19 protein-coding genes are annotated in these 18,275 nt (G+C 40.4%); 12 read left to right on the top strand and 7 right to left on the bottom strand.

The window, feature by feature from the left end; all coding sequences use genetic code 11:
• Positions 1-10: 10 nt before the first annotated feature.
• The 4 genes from FO440_RS05755 to FO440_RS05740 all read left to right on the top strand — a co-directional run bounded on the left by FO440_RS05755 (position 11) and on the right by FO440_RS05740 (position 3,920).
• A complete protein-coding gene (locus FO440_RS05755) occupies positions 11-547 on the top strand; it encodes a lipocalin family protein (protein ID WP_144247259.1) in 537 nt (178 codons plus the stop codon).
• A 204-nt stretch (positions 548-751) separates the two neighbouring features.
• Complete coding sequence (locus FO440_RS05750; RefSeq protein WP_246104178.1) at positions 752-1,990, top strand: BamA/TamA family outer membrane protein; 1,239 nt, start codon at positions 752-754, stop codon at positions 1,988-1,990.
• Positions 1,991-2,034: 44 nt separating this feature from the next.
• Positions 2,035-2,805 carry an SDR family NAD(P)-dependent oxidoreductase gene (locus tag FO440_RS05745; protein ID WP_144247257.1) on the top strand — a complete coding sequence of 257 codons (771 nt, stop codon included), beginning with the start codon at positions 2,035-2,037 and terminating at the stop codon, positions 2,803-2,805.
• A 299-nt stretch (positions 2,806-3,104) separates the two neighbouring features.
• Entirely contained in the window at positions 3,105-3,920 is an 816-nt protein-coding gene (locus FO440_RS05740; protein WP_144247256.1) for a hypothetical protein, read from the top strand.
• Positions 3,921-3,975: 55 nt separating this feature from the next.
• Here FO440_RS05740 and FO440_RS05735 read toward each other — a convergent pair whose 3' ends face one another.
• Together FO440_RS05735 and FO440_RS05730 are read right to left on the bottom strand one after the other, a co-directional pair.
• A complete protein-coding gene (locus FO440_RS05735; RefSeq protein ID WP_144247255.1) occupies positions 3,976-5,205 on the bottom strand; it encodes an MFS transporter in 1,230 nt (409 codons plus the stop codon).
• A 46-nt stretch (positions 5,206-5,251) separates the two neighbouring features.
• A complete protein-coding gene (locus FO440_RS05730) occupies positions 5,252-5,917 on the bottom strand; it encodes a FadR/GntR family transcriptional regulator (protein ID WP_144247254.1) in 666 nt (221 codons plus the stop codon).
• A 190-nt stretch (positions 5,918-6,107) separates the two neighbouring features.
• Between FO440_RS05730 and FO440_RS05725 the strand changes: the two genes are divergently transcribed.
• From FO440_RS05725 to FO440_RS05690, 8 genes are all read left to right on the top strand, one after another.
• On the top strand, positions 6,108-6,998 hold the full coding sequence (locus tag FO440_RS05725; protein ID WP_144247253.1) for a LysR family transcriptional regulator: 891 nt from the start codon (positions 6,108-6,110) through the stop codon (positions 6,996-6,998).
• A gap of 98 nt (positions 6,999-7,096) precedes the next feature.
• Positions 7,097-8,074: a YeiH family protein gene (locus FO440_RS05720; protein WP_144247252.1), complete on the top strand. Its 978-nt coding sequence runs from the start codon at positions 7,097-7,099 to the stop codon at positions 8,072-8,074.
• Between the two features lie 179 nt (positions 8,075-8,253).
• Entirely contained in the window at positions 8,254-9,978 is a 1,725-nt protein-coding gene (locus tag FO440_RS05715) for an HAD-IIIC family phosphatase (protein ID WP_144247251.1), read from the top strand.
• Between the two features lie 13 nt (positions 9,979-9,991).
• Positions 9,992-10,231, top strand: a complete 240-nt coding sequence (locus tag FO440_RS05710; RefSeq protein ID WP_144247250.1) for an acyl carrier protein — start codon at positions 9,992-9,994, stop codon at positions 10,229-10,231.
• Positions 10,231-10,638 carry a VOC family protein gene (locus FO440_RS05705; RefSeq protein ID WP_144247249.1) on the top strand — a complete coding sequence of 136 codons (408 nt, stop codon included), beginning with the start codon at positions 10,231-10,233 and terminating at the stop codon, positions 10,636-10,638. Before FO440_RS05710 ends, FO440_RS05705 begins: the two co-directional genes overlap by 1 nt.
• A 2-nt stretch (positions 10,639-10,640) precedes the next feature.
• A complete protein-coding gene (locus FO440_RS05700) occupies positions 10,641-12,095 on the top strand; it encodes an MBOAT family O-acyltransferase (RefSeq protein ID WP_144247248.1) in 1,455 nt (484 codons plus the stop codon).
• Positions 12,096-12,100: 5 nt separating this feature from the next.
• Entirely contained in the window at positions 12,101-13,009 is a 909-nt protein-coding gene (locus FO440_RS05695; RefSeq protein ID WP_144247247.1) for a hypothetical protein, read from the top strand.
• Complete coding sequence (locus FO440_RS05690) at positions 13,009-14,274, top strand: sialate O-acetylesterase (RefSeq protein WP_144247246.1); 1,266 nt, start codon at positions 13,009-13,011, stop codon at positions 14,272-14,274. The genes FO440_RS05695 and FO440_RS05690 overlap by 1 nt, the downstream gene beginning before the upstream one ends.
• 36 nt (positions 14,275-14,310) lie before the next feature.
• On the opposite strand, the gene FO440_RS05685 is transcribed toward FO440_RS05690, so the two are convergent.
• The 5 genes from FO440_RS05685 to FO440_RS05665 form a co-directional block, all read right to left on the bottom strand.
• Positions 14,311-15,189 carry a helix-turn-helix domain-containing protein gene (locus FO440_RS05685; RefSeq protein ID WP_144247245.1) on the bottom strand — a complete coding sequence of 293 codons (879 nt, stop codon included), beginning with the start codon at positions 15,187-15,189 and terminating at the stop codon, positions 14,311-14,313.
• Between the two features lie 10 nt (positions 15,190-15,199).
• The gene (locus tag FO440_RS05680; RefSeq protein WP_144247244.1) at positions 15,200-15,613 is read right to left on the bottom strand and encodes a nuclear transport factor 2 family protein; all 414 of its coding nucleotides are present in this window, start codon (positions 15,611-15,613) and stop codon (positions 15,200-15,202) included.
• Between the two features lie 63 nt (positions 15,614-15,676).
• Complete coding sequence (locus FO440_RS05675; RefSeq protein ID WP_144247243.1) at positions 15,677-16,231, bottom strand: carboxymuconolactone decarboxylase family protein; 555 nt, start codon at positions 16,229-16,231, stop codon at positions 15,677-15,679.
• A gap of 112 nt (positions 16,232-16,343) precedes the next feature.
• A complete protein-coding gene (locus FO440_RS05670; RefSeq protein WP_144247242.1) occupies positions 16,344-17,843 on the bottom strand; it encodes a redoxin domain-containing protein in 1,500 nt (499 codons plus the stop codon).
• Positions 17,824-18,246, bottom strand: coding sequence for a hypothetical protein (locus FO440_RS05665; protein ID WP_144247241.1), 423 nt, complete (start codon positions 18,244-18,246; stop codon positions 17,824-17,826). The genes FO440_RS05670 and FO440_RS05665 overlap by 20 nt, the downstream gene beginning before the upstream one ends.
• Positions 18,247-18,275: the final 29 nt, after the last annotated feature.

Here is an 18,275-nt window from a genome sequence, read left to right as displayed (position 1 = left end):
TTTATAAAGGATGAAAAAAGAAAAATTGGTAATAGCCATGGCTGCCGGTATTGGTGTGGCAGCTATAGTTTATAAATTATTCTCAGATGAGATCCCTGATGGGGCTATCCCGGTACAGGGTTTTGATATAGAAAACTACATGGGCCTTTGGTATGAAATTGCACGTTTGCCCAATCATGCAGTAAAGCACATGGGGCAACTAACAGAACATTACGCTTTAAATAGTGACGGTACAGTAAATGTTATAACCAAAGGATATGATATTAAAAAGGATAAATGGGTAGAAACATCTGGCAAGCTAAAGTTTGTTGATGGCGAAGAACTCGGGATGTTTAAGGTTTCATACTCCCCGCCATTTTACTCATCATATAATGTTATTGATATTGACCCCGAATACAAATATGCCCTCGTATGCGGTAGCAATCTTGATCAATTGCGCATATTGTCTAAAGAGACAAATATCCCGGATGAAATAAGGGCACAATTTGTTGTTATGGCCCGGATGCTCGGCTTTGATATTCGCAGATTGCAATGGATGAATATTTAAACATTAACCGTCATTTACCCATTACAATAAATTTAAGTTTAAACATTTAACTGAAATATTGGTTAAGGATGTACAAGCTATTTAGCCTGGTAACAATATTAACTATGTATAAGAATGCATTTTACCACCCTGCATAAAAATAATTTTCTGTTAACATTGTTGCTGCTTTTTATGGCAGTACCAATGTTAACATATGCCCAAACTATGCCTGCAGACTCATTAAAGGCAGATTCATTACGCATAAAAAAGAAACAAAGCGCGCCTGTTAAGGAAAACATCAACAAGCAATATGATTTTGGCGACCTTACCCGCAATATTTTACATCCCAAAAAAGAAGCGGATACCTTGCATAAAAGTTCGGGCATTACAATTGTGCCTAACGTAGCAGCTAACCCTACTATAGGCGCGCAATTGGGTATAAAAGCAGTAGCCGGCAGAAAATTGGGGACCGACCCTAATACGCTGCTATCAGTTGCCGCCACATCGGCATCTATTACCAGTAAGGGCATCATTTACTTTTATTTGAACCATAATATCTTTACCCCCGGCAATAAGTGGAACTTTCAGGGTAACATAGTAGCCGCAAAGACTGTAACGCCTGATTATGGCCTGGGCATTGGCAGAAGTATAACCGATGGCAGCCCGGCAGCCAAAGTACTGGCCGACCCGGCGCGTAAGGTTTATGCCATCCATTCGTTGTATTATAATTTCAGGGAAAAGGTTTATAAAGAGGTTGCTAAAAACCTGTTTGTAGGTGCAGGTATGTCATTCGAGATACGTAACAGTATTTCTGTTAAGGATACTACTAATAACGCCACCCCTTCAAGCGTTTATAACAATGAACACGGTTTCCCGCAGAATCATTACGCTGCGGACGGCTTTCTTTTTAACGTAGCTTACACTACCCGCGATAACCCCAACCGAGCCTACAAAGGCGTTTATTTTGATGCAGGGATCAGGATAAACCAGACGTGGGTGGGCAGTACTAAAAACTCAGTTCAGTTTACTACCGATCTGAGGAAATACATTAGCTTGTCTGATATTGCCCCTGAAACCGTATTGGCGTTCTGGAACTGGGGATCATATTTAGTAAGCGGCGAGATCCCGTACCTTGAATTACCGGGAACCGCCAGGGATGGTTCTTTCAGGAGCGGGCGCGGTTATACATCGCAATATTTTAAGGGTACGCAGTTTAATGATACCGAAGCGGAGTTTCGCTTCCCAATATTAGCCAATAAATTTTTGAGCGGTGTTGCTTTCGGCAGTTTACAAACCGCGAATGACGAGCATGGCACCAAGCTTTTCCAGGTATTCCAGCCCGGTTACGGCGCAGGCTTACGTGTATTGTTTAACAAAGCCACCCGTACCAACCTTGCATTAGATTATGCCTTCGGCAGATTTGGCAATAAAGGATTCTTTCTTAATTTAAATGAATCGTTCTAAAAATTAGCGCTTGCAAACTGCATATCAATTATGCAAATTAGCACATGGATTTTAAAAACAAGGTAGCCATTGTTACCGGTGCAGGCCAGGGCATTGGTTTTGAGATATGCAGATTACTGGTAGCAAATGGCGCAACCGTATTGCTAAACGACCAAGATGGTAGGTTAGCCGAAGAAGCGGCAACCAAGATCAACGCTGATAACGGCAAAGCCTGTATCCCGTTTCCGGGCGATGCCAGTGAAATTTCATTTATCAATAAAATGGTCGACGCTGCTGTCGATCTGTACGGGCACCTGGATATCGTAATTGCCAATGCCGGTATTACCCTGTTTGGCGATTTTGCCACCTATTCGCCCGAAGCCTTTTTTAAAGTATTGCATGTAAATCTCGGCGGGTCGTTTTTCCTGGCACAGGCTGCATCCAATAAAATGAAGCTGCAGGAAAGCGGCGGTACTATACTTTTCACATCATCGGTAGTAGGGCACCAGGCGCTTAAAAGCCTTGCCGCCTATGCTATGACCAAAGCCGCTATTGAAATGCTGGCCAAAAACCTGGTCATTGAGCTATCGCCTTATAAAATAAATGTAAACACCATAGCGCCCGGTGCCACGTTAACCGAGCGAACTACCGAAGAAGAGAATTATGAACAGGTATGGTCTGAAATTACCCCGATGGGCCGCCCTGCTTATGTAAGCGACATTGCAGATACCGCGCTGTTTTTGGTGTCTGACAAGGCCAAACATATTACCGGGCAAAGTTTAATTGTTGATGGCGGATGGACATCTGTAAGTACCCTGCCCCACGGAATTAAATAATGTTCTGAATTTTTAAAAAAAGTTCGGGAATTTTCAAAAGCCATTTATGTTATTTTTTAATTGTTGCGACATCAAAATTAACTGCCTGTTATATTTTCACACGTCTGTGTAAAAAATTTATCAAGCTTGCATAAAAATCGCTCAATGATTTGTTATTTGGCATATGATATTTAAAATTAGGACGTTATGAAACCAAAATAGTTCTGTTATTGTTGTGTTTCATCCGGCAGGGATTATCTATGAACATTTTAACAAGGATCAATTTTTTATAACAACGTTTAAACACCTAATTATTTGAGATGGAAAGAAATAAAGGTAATACTAACCTATTTTTAGGAACTGTCATTATCGGTTTGCTGGTAGCAATAATCTACCTTACGCAAAGAAACTATACCCTGCTCATCAAATCTAATAACGATGTTATTAATACCACTACGCTTATCAGCGAACATCAAAAAGTATCAAACGATTTTAAAAACGCGGTAATTTACATTTCCACTTACAAGAACAGTCCATCGCAAGCCTATGTTGAAACTTACGGAAAGGGCCTTTGGGAGATCAGCTTTGACATGCGCCGGCTTAAAAGGCTGGTAAGTAATTCTGAGGGACAGAAGCTGGATACCCTTGCAAAGCAAATTAACGCCGAAGAAGACTGGCTGATAAAGGCCGACTCAAACAATACAAGAACCTACGCGGAGCGGGGCAAGCATATCAAAAATATTATAGCCATTCAAAGTTTTTTTGATACCGAGATAGCCAACCTGCAACGGCAATCCATTGATGACGTAAGAGCATCGCAATTATCTCTCGAACGTTTACATTACTGGATCATCACGCTGATTCTTTCTGCTTCGGTAATTACGTTATTGTCGTTCTTACTGATCAACAACCAGGTTGAAAAAGTTAAGGTACAAAATGGCAGGTTGCGGGATATCGCCTGGATCCAGTCGCATAAAGTCAGGGCGCAGGTAGCTACCCTGCTTGGTTTAGGGCAACTGTTTAATCATGAAAACCCTAAAGATAAAGAGAATGTAATTGTGGTTAACAACATCATAGTCACGACGCAAAAGTTAGACGAGATCGTAAAAGAGATAAATCATAAAACCGAGGTATAAAACAAGAGCGGCTTTCAAATTGAAAGCCGCTCTTGTTTTATACGGTCTGATAATATCAAGCTGTCTTTTTATGTTCTAAATTTGGAAGGAAGCTTGTCAATATACCAATGAGCGGTAAGAACGCGCAGATCTTAAACACATAGGCTATGCTGGTTAAATCGGCGATTTTGCCCAACACGGCCGACCCTAAACCACCCATGCCAAACGCTAATCCAAAAAACAGGCCGGCTATTAAACCTACCTTACCGGGCACCAATTCGGTAGCATAAACCAATATGGCCGAAAACGCCGACGACAGGATCAGCCCGATAATTACGGATAACACGCCAACCCAAAACAAACCTACGTAAGGCAATAATAATGTAAAAGGCGCTACGCCCAGGATCGAGATCCAGATAACATATTTACGGCCGTATTTATCACCTATCGGACCGCCTATTAAGGTACCCAAAGCTACCGAACCCAAAAATGCGAACAGGTATAATTGCGATTGCTGTACTGAAATATGAAATTTATCTATCAAAAAGAAAGTATAGTAACTGGTAATGCTGGCCAGGTAAAAATATTTTGAAAAGATAAGAACCAGTAATATACCTAAAGAGAAGATCACTCTTCTTTTAGACAGCGCATGGTGGATTTCTTGTTTAACTACGGTTTTATTGCGCGCGTTGATGTTTAACCGTTCGCGATACCAGGCAGAGACGCGCGATAATACCAGTATGCCAACAAAAGCTATCAGGCAAAACCATATTACGTTGAACTGACCATAAGGCACAACTATTAATGCCGCCAGCAACGGGCCAATGGCGCTGCCCGCGTTACCGCCAAGCTGAAAAATAGATTGCGCCAAACCTTTCTTTCCACCAGATGCCAAATGTGCAACACGCGACGATTCCGGGTGAAATATAGAAGAGCCAATACCAATTAAGCCTACCGATAACAACAAATGATTAAAGCTGTCAGCAAAAGCCACAGCAAGCAAACCAAGCAAAGTAAAACTCATGCCAACAATAAGCGAATAAGGCCTTGGCTTACGGTCTGTATAAAAACCTACAAAAGGTTGGAGTATAGAAGCGGTAATTTGGTAAGTAAACGTAATTAAACCAATTTGCGAAAAGGAGAGACTAAACTTAGTTTTTAAAACCGGGTAAATAGAAGGTATAACGGCTTGTAGCAAATCGTTAATACAATGTGATAAACTGATTGTAAAAAGTATGGCAAATACGGTTTGCTGCGCAATTTGCGCGGCATCATTACTAATGGTTTGTGATGTGTTGTTTTTCATAATATAATTTTCAAATCAGATCATCTGATGAATTGTAGTAAATTTTTTAGTTGTATACGTGGCCAATGATCCTGGCAGCGGTGGTCCAGGCTTTTTTCGGATCACCGGCTATAATGTCTTTTAGCAGTTGCTCATGCAGGTTGTAAGTTTCTTTAAAGATCGCGGTATCCGGGTATAAATGAACGAACCAGTCTTTAAGGTGTACCGCTACAGACCTGTACAGATCTGCAAGGATCTCATTTTTTGATGCTTCGGCAATACTTGTGTGAAAGGCTACATCGGCTTCAATGCACTCGTTGATCAGTCCGTCAATTGCGGCCTGTTTCCTGGCAGCCAGGTGCGCCTTAATATTGGCGATATCTTTTTCGGTTCGATTAGTTGCCGCTTTTTCGGCAATTTTCATTTCAAGCAGCTGCCGTATTTCGTCAAGATCCTGCGCGTTGGCACGTTTTAGGCGCTGGTCCATTGGTTCGCGGTTATTAGTTGGCGGTTCAACAAAAGTGCCTACGCCCTGCTGTACCCGCAACATCCCCGAGTTAACCAGGCTCTTCACCGCCTCGCGAACGGTTGATCGGCCTACGCCAAAGCTTTTCATTAGCTCGGGTTCAATAGGCAGTTTTTCATTTACCTTGTAATGGCCCAGCGATATTTGTTCCATTATCCGGGTGGCAACTTCGTCTGCCAATGATCTTTTAACAATTGTGTTATTCATCCTATCATCTGATGAATTAAAGGTCGGTCAAAAATTTAAACTTTCAAAATAATTTTTAAGATGTCATTACATCCGCACATTTGTCACATACGCATGTATCAAATATGGTCAGCCAGCTTATGCCGCCGATTAAATTGGCCCATGGCTACTAATAATTTTTACCTTTACGTTTAAAACCACAAGATCTTTTATGCTTGATTTTCGTCTGCAAGTTTTTTATACAGTTGCTAAGCGGCTTAATTTCACCAAAGCGTCCGAGGAATTGTATATCAGCCAGCCGGCGGTTACCAAACATATTAAAGAGTTGGAGAATGAATATAAAGTCTCTTTATTCGAGCGTAGCGGTAATAAAAAGATCCTGCTTACACCGGCCGGCGCGATCCTGTTACAATATGCAGAGCAACTGTTAGGTATTTACAAAGAGCTTGAGTTTGATATAAACCTGTTATTAAAGCAACATAGTGGTGTATTACGCATTGGCGCCAGTACTACTGTTGCACAATATATTATCCCGCCGGTATTGGCACAGTTTCATAAGAAATTTAAAGAGATCAAGGTACTATTGATCACCGGTAATACCGAAGATATTGAACAGGCCTTGCTTAATAAAGATATTGAATTTGGAATTATTGAGGGGATTCCGCGTAATCCGCTTATTAAATATGAAGAATACTTAAAGGACGAACTGGTATTAGTTTGCGCGAGTAATAACACCACAGTAAAAAAGGATACTATTAAACCCGAAGAATTGAAAAATTATCCTTTACTGTTACGTGAGCCGGGATCAGGCACCCTGGATGTAATTGCGCATGCACTGAAACCCCACCACATTAAATTGGCCGACCTGCAAATTGAAATGCAATTAGGTGGCACCGAAAGCATCAAATCATATTTGTTGCACAGTAATTGCCTGGCTTTTTTATCTATACACGCCATTTTGAAAGAATTACAGCATAACGAGTGCCGTATTATTGATATAAAGGGATTGACAGTAGAGCGCACCTTTCATTTTATTAAGCAGCACGGCCAGCCCTCATCATTAGCCGAGTTATTTATGCGTTTCGCAAGGACATCAAAATAAACCCTTTGTTTCAATAACTTTAAGTTATTGACAATTGGATTTTGTGATAAAAATCCGAAGCTTATAAGTCTCAATTTTGGGTATCAAAACAGATTGTTATGCATACCCAAATCAACCCCAATACATTAAACAGCGGCTTGTTATTAAATGTTAATGAGCATACACGCAAAGCCGTATTTATTATCGGTATAGTACTTTGTCTTACTCCTTTTATCAGCCCAGCCATTGCGTTATTAATGGGGCTTGTCATTGCGCAACTTACCGGGCATCCGTATATACATTTAAATCATAAAGCCACTCATTTGCTATTACAGGTATCCGTGGTAGGCTTAGGTTTTGGCATGAATGTGCACAGCGCGTTCCAGGCAGGTAAAGAAGGCATATTATTTACCATCGCATCCATAACCGGCACTTTAATATTCGGAACACTGATGGGCAAATGGTTAAGCATCGAAAAGAAAACTTCTTTTTTGATCTCATCAGGCACGGCCATTTGTGGTGGCAGCGCCATTGCCGCAATATCCCCGGTAATTAAAGCCGAAGAGAAACAGATCTCGGTAGCATTAGGCTGTGTCTTTATTCTAAATTCTATAGCCCTGTTTATATTTCCGTTAATAGGTCATTACTTAAACTTGTCGCAAACCCAGTTCGGTTTATGGTGCGCTATCGCGATACATGATACCAGCTCTGTTGTGGGCGCGGCCAGTAAATATGGATCGCATGCTTTAGAGGTAGCTACAACTGTTAAACTAGCAAGAGCGCTCTGGATCATTCCGGTTGCTTTTATGTCGACCTTCATTTTTAAAAACAAGTCTAAAAATATCAGTATTCCTTATTTTATCGGGCTATTTGTGCTGGCCATGATCGCTAATACCTATGTCCCCGCAGTGAAATTTCTTAGCCCTTATTTTATCCCGACAGCTAAAGCCGGGTTAACTCTGACCCTTTTTCTGATCGGTGCCGGCTTATCCAGAAAGGTATTAGTTTCTGTCGGGTTCAGGCCTTTAGTTCAGGGGATATCATTATGGATTACCATTTCATTGGCCGCTTTATACGCCGTGATACATTTGGCCTGATAAACTTCATTAAGCTAACCCAACGTTAACTTATTCTTAATTAACTATTAGGCTATTTATATTCCTTATTGGATAGAGAAAAAAAGGCTATTTTTCGCAAAAATTTATTACGTTTACGTGCTGTAAATTTGAAAGCTAAGCGATTTAAGTCGCGCTTTTTGACTGCATCAATAAATGATATGATATCTTTTAAAGAACTTAAACAAAATTTAAAGAAAGAGTATTCATCGCTTCCAACCCGGAAGGTAGCTCTTTTAGGCGATGTAGCCACCCAGTTTTTAGCTGTTTCTCTTAAAGGGATGGGCTATGAAAGAAACTACAATATTGACTTATTTGAGGCAGAGTTTAACCAGGTTGAGCGCCAGGTAATGGACCCGACGTCTGATCTGCACGAATTTGAAGCCGATTATACTGTGGTTTTTCAATCAACCCATAAACTGTTAGAAAAGTATAGCCACACATCGCCGTTAGACCAGATAGGTTTGGCAGATGAGCGCCTTGATTTTATCAGGATGATGTGCAATACTGTTAAGGGGCGTATAATTTACTATAACTATCCGGAAATAGAAGACACTGTTTTTGGAAGCTACGCCAACAAGGTCGAGTCTTCATTTGTATTCCAGTTGCGTAAACTGAACTACGAACTGATGAAGATCGCGCAGGAAAATGCAAACTTCTTTATTTGCGACATTGCCGGTTTACAAAACAAATTTGGGCGTAACGTTGGGTTTAACAGCCATATTTACATCAGCACAGAAATGGTGCTGAGCCTTGATATCCTGCCTTATGTGGCATCGCGCACGCTGGATATTATCTGCGCGCTTGAAGGTAAGTTTAAAAAGTGCCTGATCCTGGATCTTGACAACACTACCTGGGGTGGTATTGTGGGCGACGATGGCTGGGAGAACATCCAGGTTGGTCACGGGCTGGGTATAGGTAAAGCATTTACCGAGTTTCAGCAATGGGTTAAGAACCTGAAGAACCGTGGTATCATCATTGCTGTTTGCAGTAAGAATGATGAAGATAAAGCAAGAGCTCCGTTTGAAAAAAATCCTGAGATGGTTTTGAAAATAGAGGACATTGCCGTTTTTGTTGCCAACTGGAATAACAAGGCCGATAATATCCGCTTTATCCAAAGCATCCTGAATATTGGGTTCGACTCGATGGTGTTTCTTGATGATAACCCTTTTGAGCGTAACATCGTAAGAGAAAACGTACCTGAAGTTACGGTGCCTGAATTGCCGGAAGATCCGGGAGAATACCTGGAATATCTTTATTCATTAAATCTTTTTGAAACCGCTTCATACTCAAATGCCGATGCAGAGCGTACAGCGCAGTACCAGGTAGAAAGCAAGCGTGTTTCTTTAATGCAAAGCTTTACCAACGAAGCCGATTTCCTGAAATCATTGAACATGGTATCAGAAGTAAAAGGTTTTGACTCATTTAACACTGTGCGCGTGGCCCAGCTTTCGCAGCGCAGTAACCAGTTTAACCTGCGTACTGTACGTTATACCGAGGCTGAGATCGAAGCATTAGAAAATAACGACCAATACGTAAACTTTTCATTTACCCTTGCCGATAAATTTGGCGACCATGGCTTGATCTGCGTGATCATTTTAAAGAAATTGGATGCGTCAACGCTTTTTGTTGATACCTGGTTTATGAGCTGCAGGGTGTTGAAACGCGGAATGGAAGACTTTACGTTAAGCACTATTGTTAACTATGCAAAAGAGCACGGTTTTCAACGCATCATTGGCGAATACTTGCCTACTGCAAAAAACAACATGGTGGCCGACCACTTCCCTAAACTTGGGTTCAGTACCATTGAAGGTTCAGAACCGCTACAGTTTGAGCTGGAAGTTGGCGATCATGCAGACAGAGAATTTTATATCGAAAACAAATAAAAAAGAAGTAATAATGGAACAAACTGAAATTTTAGCTAAAGTACAGGACATTTTTCGTGACGTATTGGATAATGAGGACATTGTATTAACCCCTCAAACTACCGCTGATGATGTAGAAGATTGGGATTCGCTGTCACACATCCAGTTAATTGTAGCTATTGAAAAAGCGTTCAAAATAAAATTTACATCAAAAGAGATCCTTTCCTGGAGCAACGTTTCAGAAATGACCGAATCTATAGCCGGTAAATTATAGTGCTTAGTAGTTTCAGATTTCATCATATTGGCTATGTAACCGATAGCATAGCCAATACATCTGCCCCATATGTGCGGGCAGGTTACCAGGCCACGCCTGTAATTGACGACGAAATTCAACGCGTAAAGATCTGTTTTTTAACCAAAGACGGTATGCCCCGCGTTGAGCTTATTGAGCCTATTGATGAGCAATCGTCGGTAAATAAAATTTTAAAGAAAAACGGAGTAGCGCCTTACCACGTATGTTACGAAGTTGACGACATAAACGCAACGGTTGATGAGCTGGTTGACGTACAAGGGTATATACCGCTTTTTCGTCCTGTAGAGGCTATAGCTTTGGATAACAAGCTGATTTGTTATCTTTATAAAAAGGAAGTCGGTTTTATAGAACTGGTAAATAAAGATTAATAATGGTTGTAAATTCTATCAATTTTTTAATATTCTTCTTAGTAGTTTTTGTAGTATACTATTTCCTTTTAAACGGCAAAGCCAAAGCCCAAAACGTTTGGCTGCTTTTAGCCAGCTATTTCTTTTACGGTTTTGCCGAGTGGAAAATGATACCGTTGCTGCTTACAGCCACGGTTGTTTTTTATGGTTTAGGCATAGCCATAGGCAACAATGCAGAGAGTAATAAAAAAAGATCTTCGCTGTTTACTACTTTAGGCGTAGTGCTTGGCTTAGGCCTGCTTTTGTATTTTAAGTATCTTAACTTTTTCATCCAATCATTCAGCGATTTTTTTAACGCGATAGGGCTGCAAACCCATTGGACGCTGTTTAGTATTTTGATGCCGATAGGTATCAGTTTCTTTACCTTTAAGCTGATAAGTTATGTTATTGAGGTACATCGTGAAAACATGGAACCTTGCCGCAGCTTTGTAGACTTTGCCACTTACATCGCATTCTTCCCAACCATACTTTCCGGTCCTATTGACCGTCCGAAACCGTTCCTGGCCCAATTATCAAAAGGCCGTACGTTAGATTATGAGCTGGCATCAATTGGTTTAAAACGGATCTTCTGGGGCATGTTCATGAAGATGTGCGTTGCCGACAGATTATCAATTTATGGTGATGCCGTGTTTGGCAATGCTATACACCACAACGGTGTTTCGCTGGGCTTTGCAACATTGCTTTACCCCATCCAGATGTATGCTGATTTTGCAGGATATTCTGAAATGGCCATAGGTGTTGGTTACCTGTTGGGCATCAAGATCACCGAGAACTTTAAACGTCCGTTCTTCTCGCAAAACATTGCCGAGTATTGGCGTAAATGGCATATATCGCTTACCGGCTGGTTAACAGATTATGTGTTTATGCCCCTGAACGTTAGTTTCAGGAACATGGAAAAATGGGGTTCCATATTCGCTATCATCATCACCTTTATATTAATAGGTATGTGGCATGGCGCGGCATGGACCTTCGCGCTGTTTGGCTTGTACCATGGTTTGTTATACGTTCCGCTGATGTTATCGGGCGCGTTCTTCAAGAAGAACAAAGTGAAAAAAACCAAGAGTGGCTTACCGCCATTTAATGTTGTTTTAAAAATGATCTGGACCTTCCTGTTGGTTTCATTTGGATTGATCCTGTTCAGATCAGCAACCCTTGCCGATGCCATAATGGTAATGAAAAAAATAGCTACAGAGTGGGGGCCTTTATTTGTTGATTACAAGACTTTGATCAACGGATTGCTTTGTATGGTAATTATGTTTTATAAAGACTTTTGGGATGAATACAAGTCTGACAAACATCTGTTTTCTAAAGGTATCATCAACCGTTACCGTTTTGAGTTAACAGTAGCCGGGTATATTGTATTAGTTCTATTTTTCGGCGTACTTGACGGAAATCAGTTCATCTATTTTAAATTTTAACCGGGATGAAAAAGTTTTTAACAAGAGTTCTTATCATACTAATTATAACGCTGGTTGCCGACCGCGCCTTTTCTGTTGTTGTAAAAATATTTTTCAAAACCACTACCACTACAGACGAATATAAACTGAATACGGTAACCTACAAAATGAATGATCCCGTGATTTTTATGGGAAGTTCGAGATGTCACCATCACTATGTACCATCTGTAATTGAGGATACTTTAAAAACCGGCGTATACAATGCCGGGTTATGGGGTATGCACAACATTTATTTTCAATACGGGTTTTTATGCAATATCCTGGCAAGATATACGCCCAAAACCATTTGCCTGGAAGTACACCCCATAGATTACCTGGCAACACCTTTCTCGCAGACAGCTACAGTGGGTAGCCTTACACCTTACATTAACGTAAGCCCGGGTTGTGACGATATGTTAAAAGTGGCAGGCTTATATTATAAAAGTGAGCTTTCTGAGCTATATCGTTACAACAGCCAATTTGCCAACATTGTTGCCGGTAATGTAAGCACGCGTTCACTTGCTTCTGACAAAGGTTTTAAGCCTTTATACGGCAAATTAGACACCACCTTTAAGACCACGCCGGAGAGATTTCCGTTTGGCATTGATACCGCAAAAGTACACTACCTACAGGCATTTATTGATAAATGTAAAGAGAAGCACATCCAGTTGATCTTCCTGTTTTCGCCTTTCTACGCGGTCGAAAAAAACCATATGGTGGATATTCCTGATAGCATGGCAAAAAAGAATAACATACCTTTTATAAATCATTATAATTTGGCAGGATTTACCGGGCATCCGGAGGTCTATTATGATTTTGGCCACCTTAACGAAACCGGGGCCAAAAAGTACTCAGCCATAGTTGCATCCGAATTGAAAAAATATATCAAGAACTGATGAAAAATAGTAACTGGTTTATTCTTCTGTTAATTGTATTTGCCTTTGTTGGCTGTACATCTTCAGGCAAGAAAAAAACAGTTATTGCCATACCCGTTTACGGCCAAAGCCTGGCTTTAGGCGAAGAGGCAATCAGGATAACAGATTTTGATTCATTAACTAAAAAAACACACCACCTTGTTGTAACTCAAAATCTTGATGAAGAGTTTGGATATTTATCAGACACGCCGTTTAAACAATGGCTAAAGAAAGTCACACACGACAGGCACAGGGCTTTTGAACTGTCAATTTACGGGATGGCTGAAGTGGTGACTGACTATTTCCAAAAGAAGGGATATGGTGATAGCGTAATACTTTGTACTTTTCCGGGGGGCCGTGGCTCTACCAGTATTGTTGACATGGACAAGGGTGACCCTGCCTACAAAAAGTTTTTAGATGAACTGAAAGGCGCTTATGACAAAGCAAAAAGCAATGGCTGGGATTTTGTGGTACCCGCCATTTGCTGGATGCAGGGCGAAGACGATATCACCTGGAAAAAATCAACCAACTACAAAAAGGATCTGAAGACTTTTCAAACAGATATTGACAAAGATATAAAGGCCATTACCGGGCAAAAACATGACGTTGTTTGTATTTGCTACCAAACCAACTGTTTAACACTTGCCAAAGGATTTAACGCAAACAGCTTTGACAGCAAAGATACACAGGTGCCTGAAGCACAGTTGGAACTGATTGAAAACGACTCGTTGTTTATGGCAAGTGGGCCTACATATCCTTATTCTTTTGCCCGTGAGCGGGTGCATATTGACGGTATCTCCCAAAAAAGGTTAGGTTACCTGGCCGGTTTGTCGGTTGTAAGGTTGTTTGAATCAAAAACCAGCAATGGCGTAACTCCCACTAAATTTAGCGTAGCCGGCGATACCGCAATTGTTAAACTCAACGTACCCAGCCCACCGCTGGTGTTTGATACTGTAGCTGTGGTAAATCCGGGCAATTACGGGTTTAGCGTTATCGACTCCTCAAACACCAACATCCTGCAAAAAGTGATCCTGAAAAATGACGAGGTTAAATTGGTGTGCAAAAAATCACCGCACGGATGTAAGGTAAGATACGCTGTAAATGGTATGATTAACAAAAGCGGTTACAAACATGGCCCGAGAGGTAATCTTCGCGACTCGCAGGGCGATACGCTAAAAGTGACCATACTTAAAAAAGTGTATCCGCTAAATAACTGGTGTTACCAGTTTGACGTTTTGGTAAAATAAACACTTTTGCTTACGTTCAATCAAGGCAGTGCAATCCTACAATTCTCCTTTTGCAAACCCAACGGTTGTCCGGTATAATTGAGGCGAAACCTCTGCGTTATTTTTAAAAAAGCGGCTGAAATAAAACTCATCCTCAAAGCCTAATTCGTACGCTATTCTTTTTACAGGTTTTGAAGTTAAGTATAACTCTCTTTTAGCTTCAATGATGAGTCGCTCGGCAATAAGCGCCGTCAGGGTACGCTTAAAGTGTGTTTTGCTTAACCTGTTTAAGGCCTTGGTAGTGATATTCAACAACTGCGCATAATAGCCGGCACTATGTTTGGTACGATAATGCTCTTCAATAGCGTCTTTGAGCGTTTTTAAAATAAACGGCTCATCCTGTTCATATTTTTGTTCATTAACCGGCTGTCGCTGTATTTTTAATCTCGATGCATTGATGAGAAATATCTTTAAATATGCCACCATTAATTCATACTGCGCCAGCACGGGGTTTTGCATTTCAATTTTTAGTTTCGCCACAACCGATAAAAGTTCATCCATCTCAAGACTGCCTAATTGTATTAGCGGGGGCTCATAAATATTGTTAAAAAGCACGCCATTACAAGCTACTTCTTGCTGGTGCTTATGGATACAGAAAAAGTCAGGATGGAAATTGATCAATACGCCTTTAAATACATCTTCAGGGTGTATTACGAAAGGCTGGTAAACCGAAAAGCACATTAAAGCATTTTCCAAAAACTGATATTCAGAAAAGTCGGCCTCTAATTTGCCCTTACCTTCTGTTACCAATAGTATAGAGTAATAATTATAAACCCGTTGTCTGTTAAAGTATTTTTCATCATCAAACTCAAATACTTTAAAGGCAAGGTCTTTAGTTTGCGGGTTTGTAAGCGTAAATTCCGTTTGCGCCGTCAATACAGTAGTATTATAAAAGTTTTCTTTGTGATTCAGATATCTCCAGGTCGTTGATACTGGCGTAGCGTTTACGCATCAGGCCATTTTCATCAAACTCCCAAAGTTCATTACCGTAGCTGCAATACCATTGCCCGTTATGATCATGCCACTCGTATTCAAAACGAACTGCCATACGGTTTTCACGAAAGCCCCAGAGTTCTTTTTTCAGTTTGTAATCAAGCTCCTTTTCCCATTTCCTGGTCAGGAAAGCTTTAACTTCTTCGCGGCCATTAATAAATTCTGTACGGTTGCACCACTCGGTATCAATTGTGTATGCAAGGCACACCTTTTCAGGGTCGCGTGTGTTCCATGCGTCTTCGGCCATCTGTACTTTTTGCGTGGCTGTGTCAAAATTAAAGGGCGGGAATGGTGGTTTCTGTTCCATAGGTTTAAATTTAAAGGATGGATAAAGATACCTCATCCACCCTGTTATCATTTAATTATAATGTCAAATAACGGCGGCTTCAACCAGCTCAACTTGCGGAAAATCTACCAAAACCTTAGCTGCCTTGTTAAAGTAATTGGTAAAAATATTTAGACTTACATGAGCAATGATCTCTGCAATTGCGCCATCATCATAACCGGCGTCTTTTACGGCGTCTATATCCGCTTGGCTAACCTCACCTTTTTTATCAATAAGAATCCTTGAAAAATCAAGTGCTGCCTGAATTTTAGGGTTATTTGATTTTCCTGATCTTGCATCATTTATAGCCTCGGCGTCAATATGTACCAGTTTCTCGCCTATAAAACTGTGTGCAGCATTACAGTAGTCGCAGCTGTTTGCATTGGCAACTGTAAGCGCTATCAATTCGCCCAACTTTGCGCCAAGTCTGCTTTCAGACAGGGCAGCATTTAATGACAGGTAACCATTTAATACAGCCTGCGAATTGCCCATCGTGCGCATCATATTTGGTACCATCCCTAATTTGCTTTGGATAGCGTTAAAAAGTTCTTTAGATTTTCCGGTGGTTGTTTCCGGATCGAGTGCGATTAAGCGTTGCATTTTTGTATGATTTTATTTTGTCGACATTGACAACACAAAATTGCATCGCAGCCCGGCGTAAAAACATGGACAAAGGGCGTCAGTACATGGACAAAAGTATGCTGGGTTATATTTACTTTACCAATTTTGATGAGGCGGCTAACGCCCTTGTTAGTGACGGATACACAAATGATTTATATTTTACCACCCCATTTTTATCGATCACATAAAGCTGACCACCGCCGTTAGCGCTGTAGTCATCTGCCACAACATAATAATTGCCCCTGTTAGGTATTGGATTTGGTTTAAAATCGTCCAGCAAAACTTTAAAACTAAATTTATTTGCCGCCATATATTCATTAAGCTTTTGTATGCGTAAAGGCTTGCCGTTTGCCTCGTCAGCGTCTGAAACAGCAGTTTCATTTATTGCCAAAAAAACAGTGTTCTCATCCTTATTTGCTTTTACAAATTGGTTAAAACCAACAATTGAAGCACTTAATAGGCTATCGACAAAATCTGAAGAGAAAAAATAAAGCACGACAGTTTTGCCTTTAAAAGACGACAAGGAAACCATATTGCCATCAAGTGCTTTTAAGGTAAAATCAACGGCAGGTGCATTAAGTTTACTGTATTCGGGTATAGTATATTGTTTTTCAGCCTCTTTTAGTAAGTCATTATAATATACATCGTAACCTGCCAAGCTTCCTTTGTCTTTTACAAATGCTTCCTGCAATGTTTGTCTATGTATTGCCTCGGTTTCTTTTTCGTTAATTATATAATCTGACGCAGTTGCAAGTGCCTCTTTCGTCATACCGGCTTCTGATAAATATTGAATGTAATGCTCTTTGATCTTTTCGTTATAATCATTGATCTGCAGCGCTTCTTTAAGTCGAATAATAGCTTCCTCCTTATTCCCTAAGCGATATTGGATCTGCGCGGAAATATCCAGGTAATCGCCGCGAAAACCACCAATTGATTTTTGCCAACTTTTGTTATCGAAAACGTAATAAGGCTGCTTATCAAATTTTACCAATGCAATGGCTTGCTGTATAAATTCTTCAGCTTTTTGTAAATCCCGGTTATTATTTAGATAAAGATTGGCCGCGAATAGATATAACTGTTTTTGTGTTTGTTTAGATCGGATCTTTAACAGATATTCCTCCGCACCATCTATATTGTTTGCCACAAACTGCTTTTTCCCAAGCTCGGAATAAACAGGATCTAATGATCCTTTTTTAACCAGCGATCCATATTTTATCTCAATAGCAGTAAGCCTGGTAGCAAAATCTCCGCTTTTAATTTTAGCTGATAGATCTTTAACATCATCATTATAAGCAAAGTCGCCATTAGGATATTTTGCTATTATCTCCTTTTTTATCAGTTCAGGATCTGAAGAATTACCCGGCCGCATTTTAAGCAGTGCCAGGTGGTTGAGAAACAGTTCGCTTTTTCCATTAGCCAATGAGTCTGTCCAGGTTTTTTCAAATTCATCACTAATTGCCGGGATTGGATTTAGAAAAGGGCTATAAACAGATTGATAGTAACTAAGCAGGTTTTTAGGCTTAAGATCAGGGTAGTTTAAAAAATCCTGGTTATAAAGGTCATAGGCCTTTTTATAATTTTCTGTTATCATATATACCGCAGGTATAGAGCATTGCTGAAGCAATTAAAGCGCCCTTTGCTTCTTTACCATTTTTAAAAACATTGAAAATAAAAATTTCCTTAGACGCGAGATTATTGTCAGGTTTTAAACTAAACGCCAGTGTAGAGTCAGGAAGAGTAAATGATCCTTCAATTTGTGCGCCGTTATGTTTTATGTCAAGGCACTTCCAGCCCCCATTGATGCCTCCCTTACACTCATAATATAAAGTTATTTGAGGATATATTTTCTTTGCGAAAATACCGGTATATACAAAACTGATCTTTTGGCCTGCTTCGGGTTTATCTGTGCTTAATTTTATGCCGTCATACTGCTGTGCAAATACGCTAACCGACAAAAATGCAAACGCTGCGACTACTAAAAGAATAGGTTTCATAGTACTGGAATAGGCTTACAATGGTTGTA

Source organism: Mucilaginibacter corticis, from assembly GCF_007558865.1.
Lineage (GTDB): Bacteria > Bacteroidota > Bacteroidia > Sphingobacteriales > Sphingobacteriaceae > Mucilaginibacter > Mucilaginibacter corticis.
Note: the sequence above shows the minus strand (reverse complement) of the source record. Positions and strands in the feature narration are given on the sequence as shown.

Coding starts and splice junctions, on each gene's coding strand:
- FO440_RS05755 (WP_144247259.1), top strand. CDS start 11: ATGAAAAAAGAAAAATTGGTAATAGCCATGGCTGCCGGTATTGGTGTG.
- FO440_RS05750 (WP_246104178.1), top strand. CDS start 752: ATGCCTGCAGACTCATTAAAGGCAGATTCATTACGCATAAAAAAGAAA.
- FO440_RS05745 (WP_144247257.1), top strand. CDS start 2,035: ATGGATTTTAAAAACAAGGTAGCCATTGTTACCGGTGCAGGCCAGGGC.
- FO440_RS05740 (WP_144247256.1), top strand. CDS start 3,105: ATGGAAAGAAATAAAGGTAATACTAACCTATTTTTAGGAACTGTCATT.
- FO440_RS05735 (WP_144247255.1), bottom strand. CDS start 5,205: ATGAAAAACAACACATCACAAACCATTAGTAATGATGCCGCGCAAATT.
- FO440_RS05730 (WP_144247254.1), bottom strand. CDS start 5,917: ATGAATAACACAATTGTTAAAAGATCATTGGCAGACGAAGTTGCCACC.
- FO440_RS05725 (WP_144247253.1), top strand. CDS start 6,108: ATGCTTGATTTTCGTCTGCAAGTTTTTTATACAGTTGCTAAGCGGCTT.
- FO440_RS05720 (WP_144247252.1), top strand. CDS start 7,097: ATGCATACCCAAATCAACCCCAATACATTAAACAGCGGCTTGTTATTA.
- FO440_RS05715 (WP_144247251.1), top strand. CDS start 8,254: ATGATATCTTTTAAAGAACTTAAACAAAATTTAAAGAAAGAGTATTCA.
- FO440_RS05710 (WP_144247250.1), top strand. CDS start 9,992: ATGGAACAAACTGAAATTTTAGCTAAAGTACAGGACATTTTTCGTGAC.
- FO440_RS05700 (WP_144247248.1), top strand. CDS start 10,641: ATGGTTGTAAATTCTATCAATTTTTTAATATTCTTCTTAGTAGTTTTT.
- FO440_RS05695 (WP_144247247.1), top strand. CDS start 12,101: ATGAAAAAGTTTTTAACAAGAGTTCTTATCATACTAATTATAACGCTG.
- FO440_RS05690 (WP_144247246.1), top strand. CDS start 13,009: ATGAAAAATAGTAACTGGTTTATTCTTCTGTTAATTGTATTTGCCTTT.
- FO440_RS05680 (WP_144247244.1), bottom strand. CDS start 15,613: ATGGAACAGAAACCACCATTCCCGCCCTTTAATTTTGACACAGCCACG.
- FO440_RS05675 (WP_144247243.1), bottom strand. CDS start 16,231: ATGCAACGCTTAATCGCACTCGATCCGGAAACAACCACCGGAAAATCT.
- FO440_RS05670 (WP_144247242.1), bottom strand. CDS start 17,843: ATGATAACAGAAAATTATAAAAAGGCCTATGACCTTTATAACCAGGAT.
- FO440_RS05665 (WP_144247241.1), bottom strand. CDS start 18,246: ATGAAACCTATTCTTTTAGTAGTCGCAGCGTTTGCATTTTTGTCGGTT.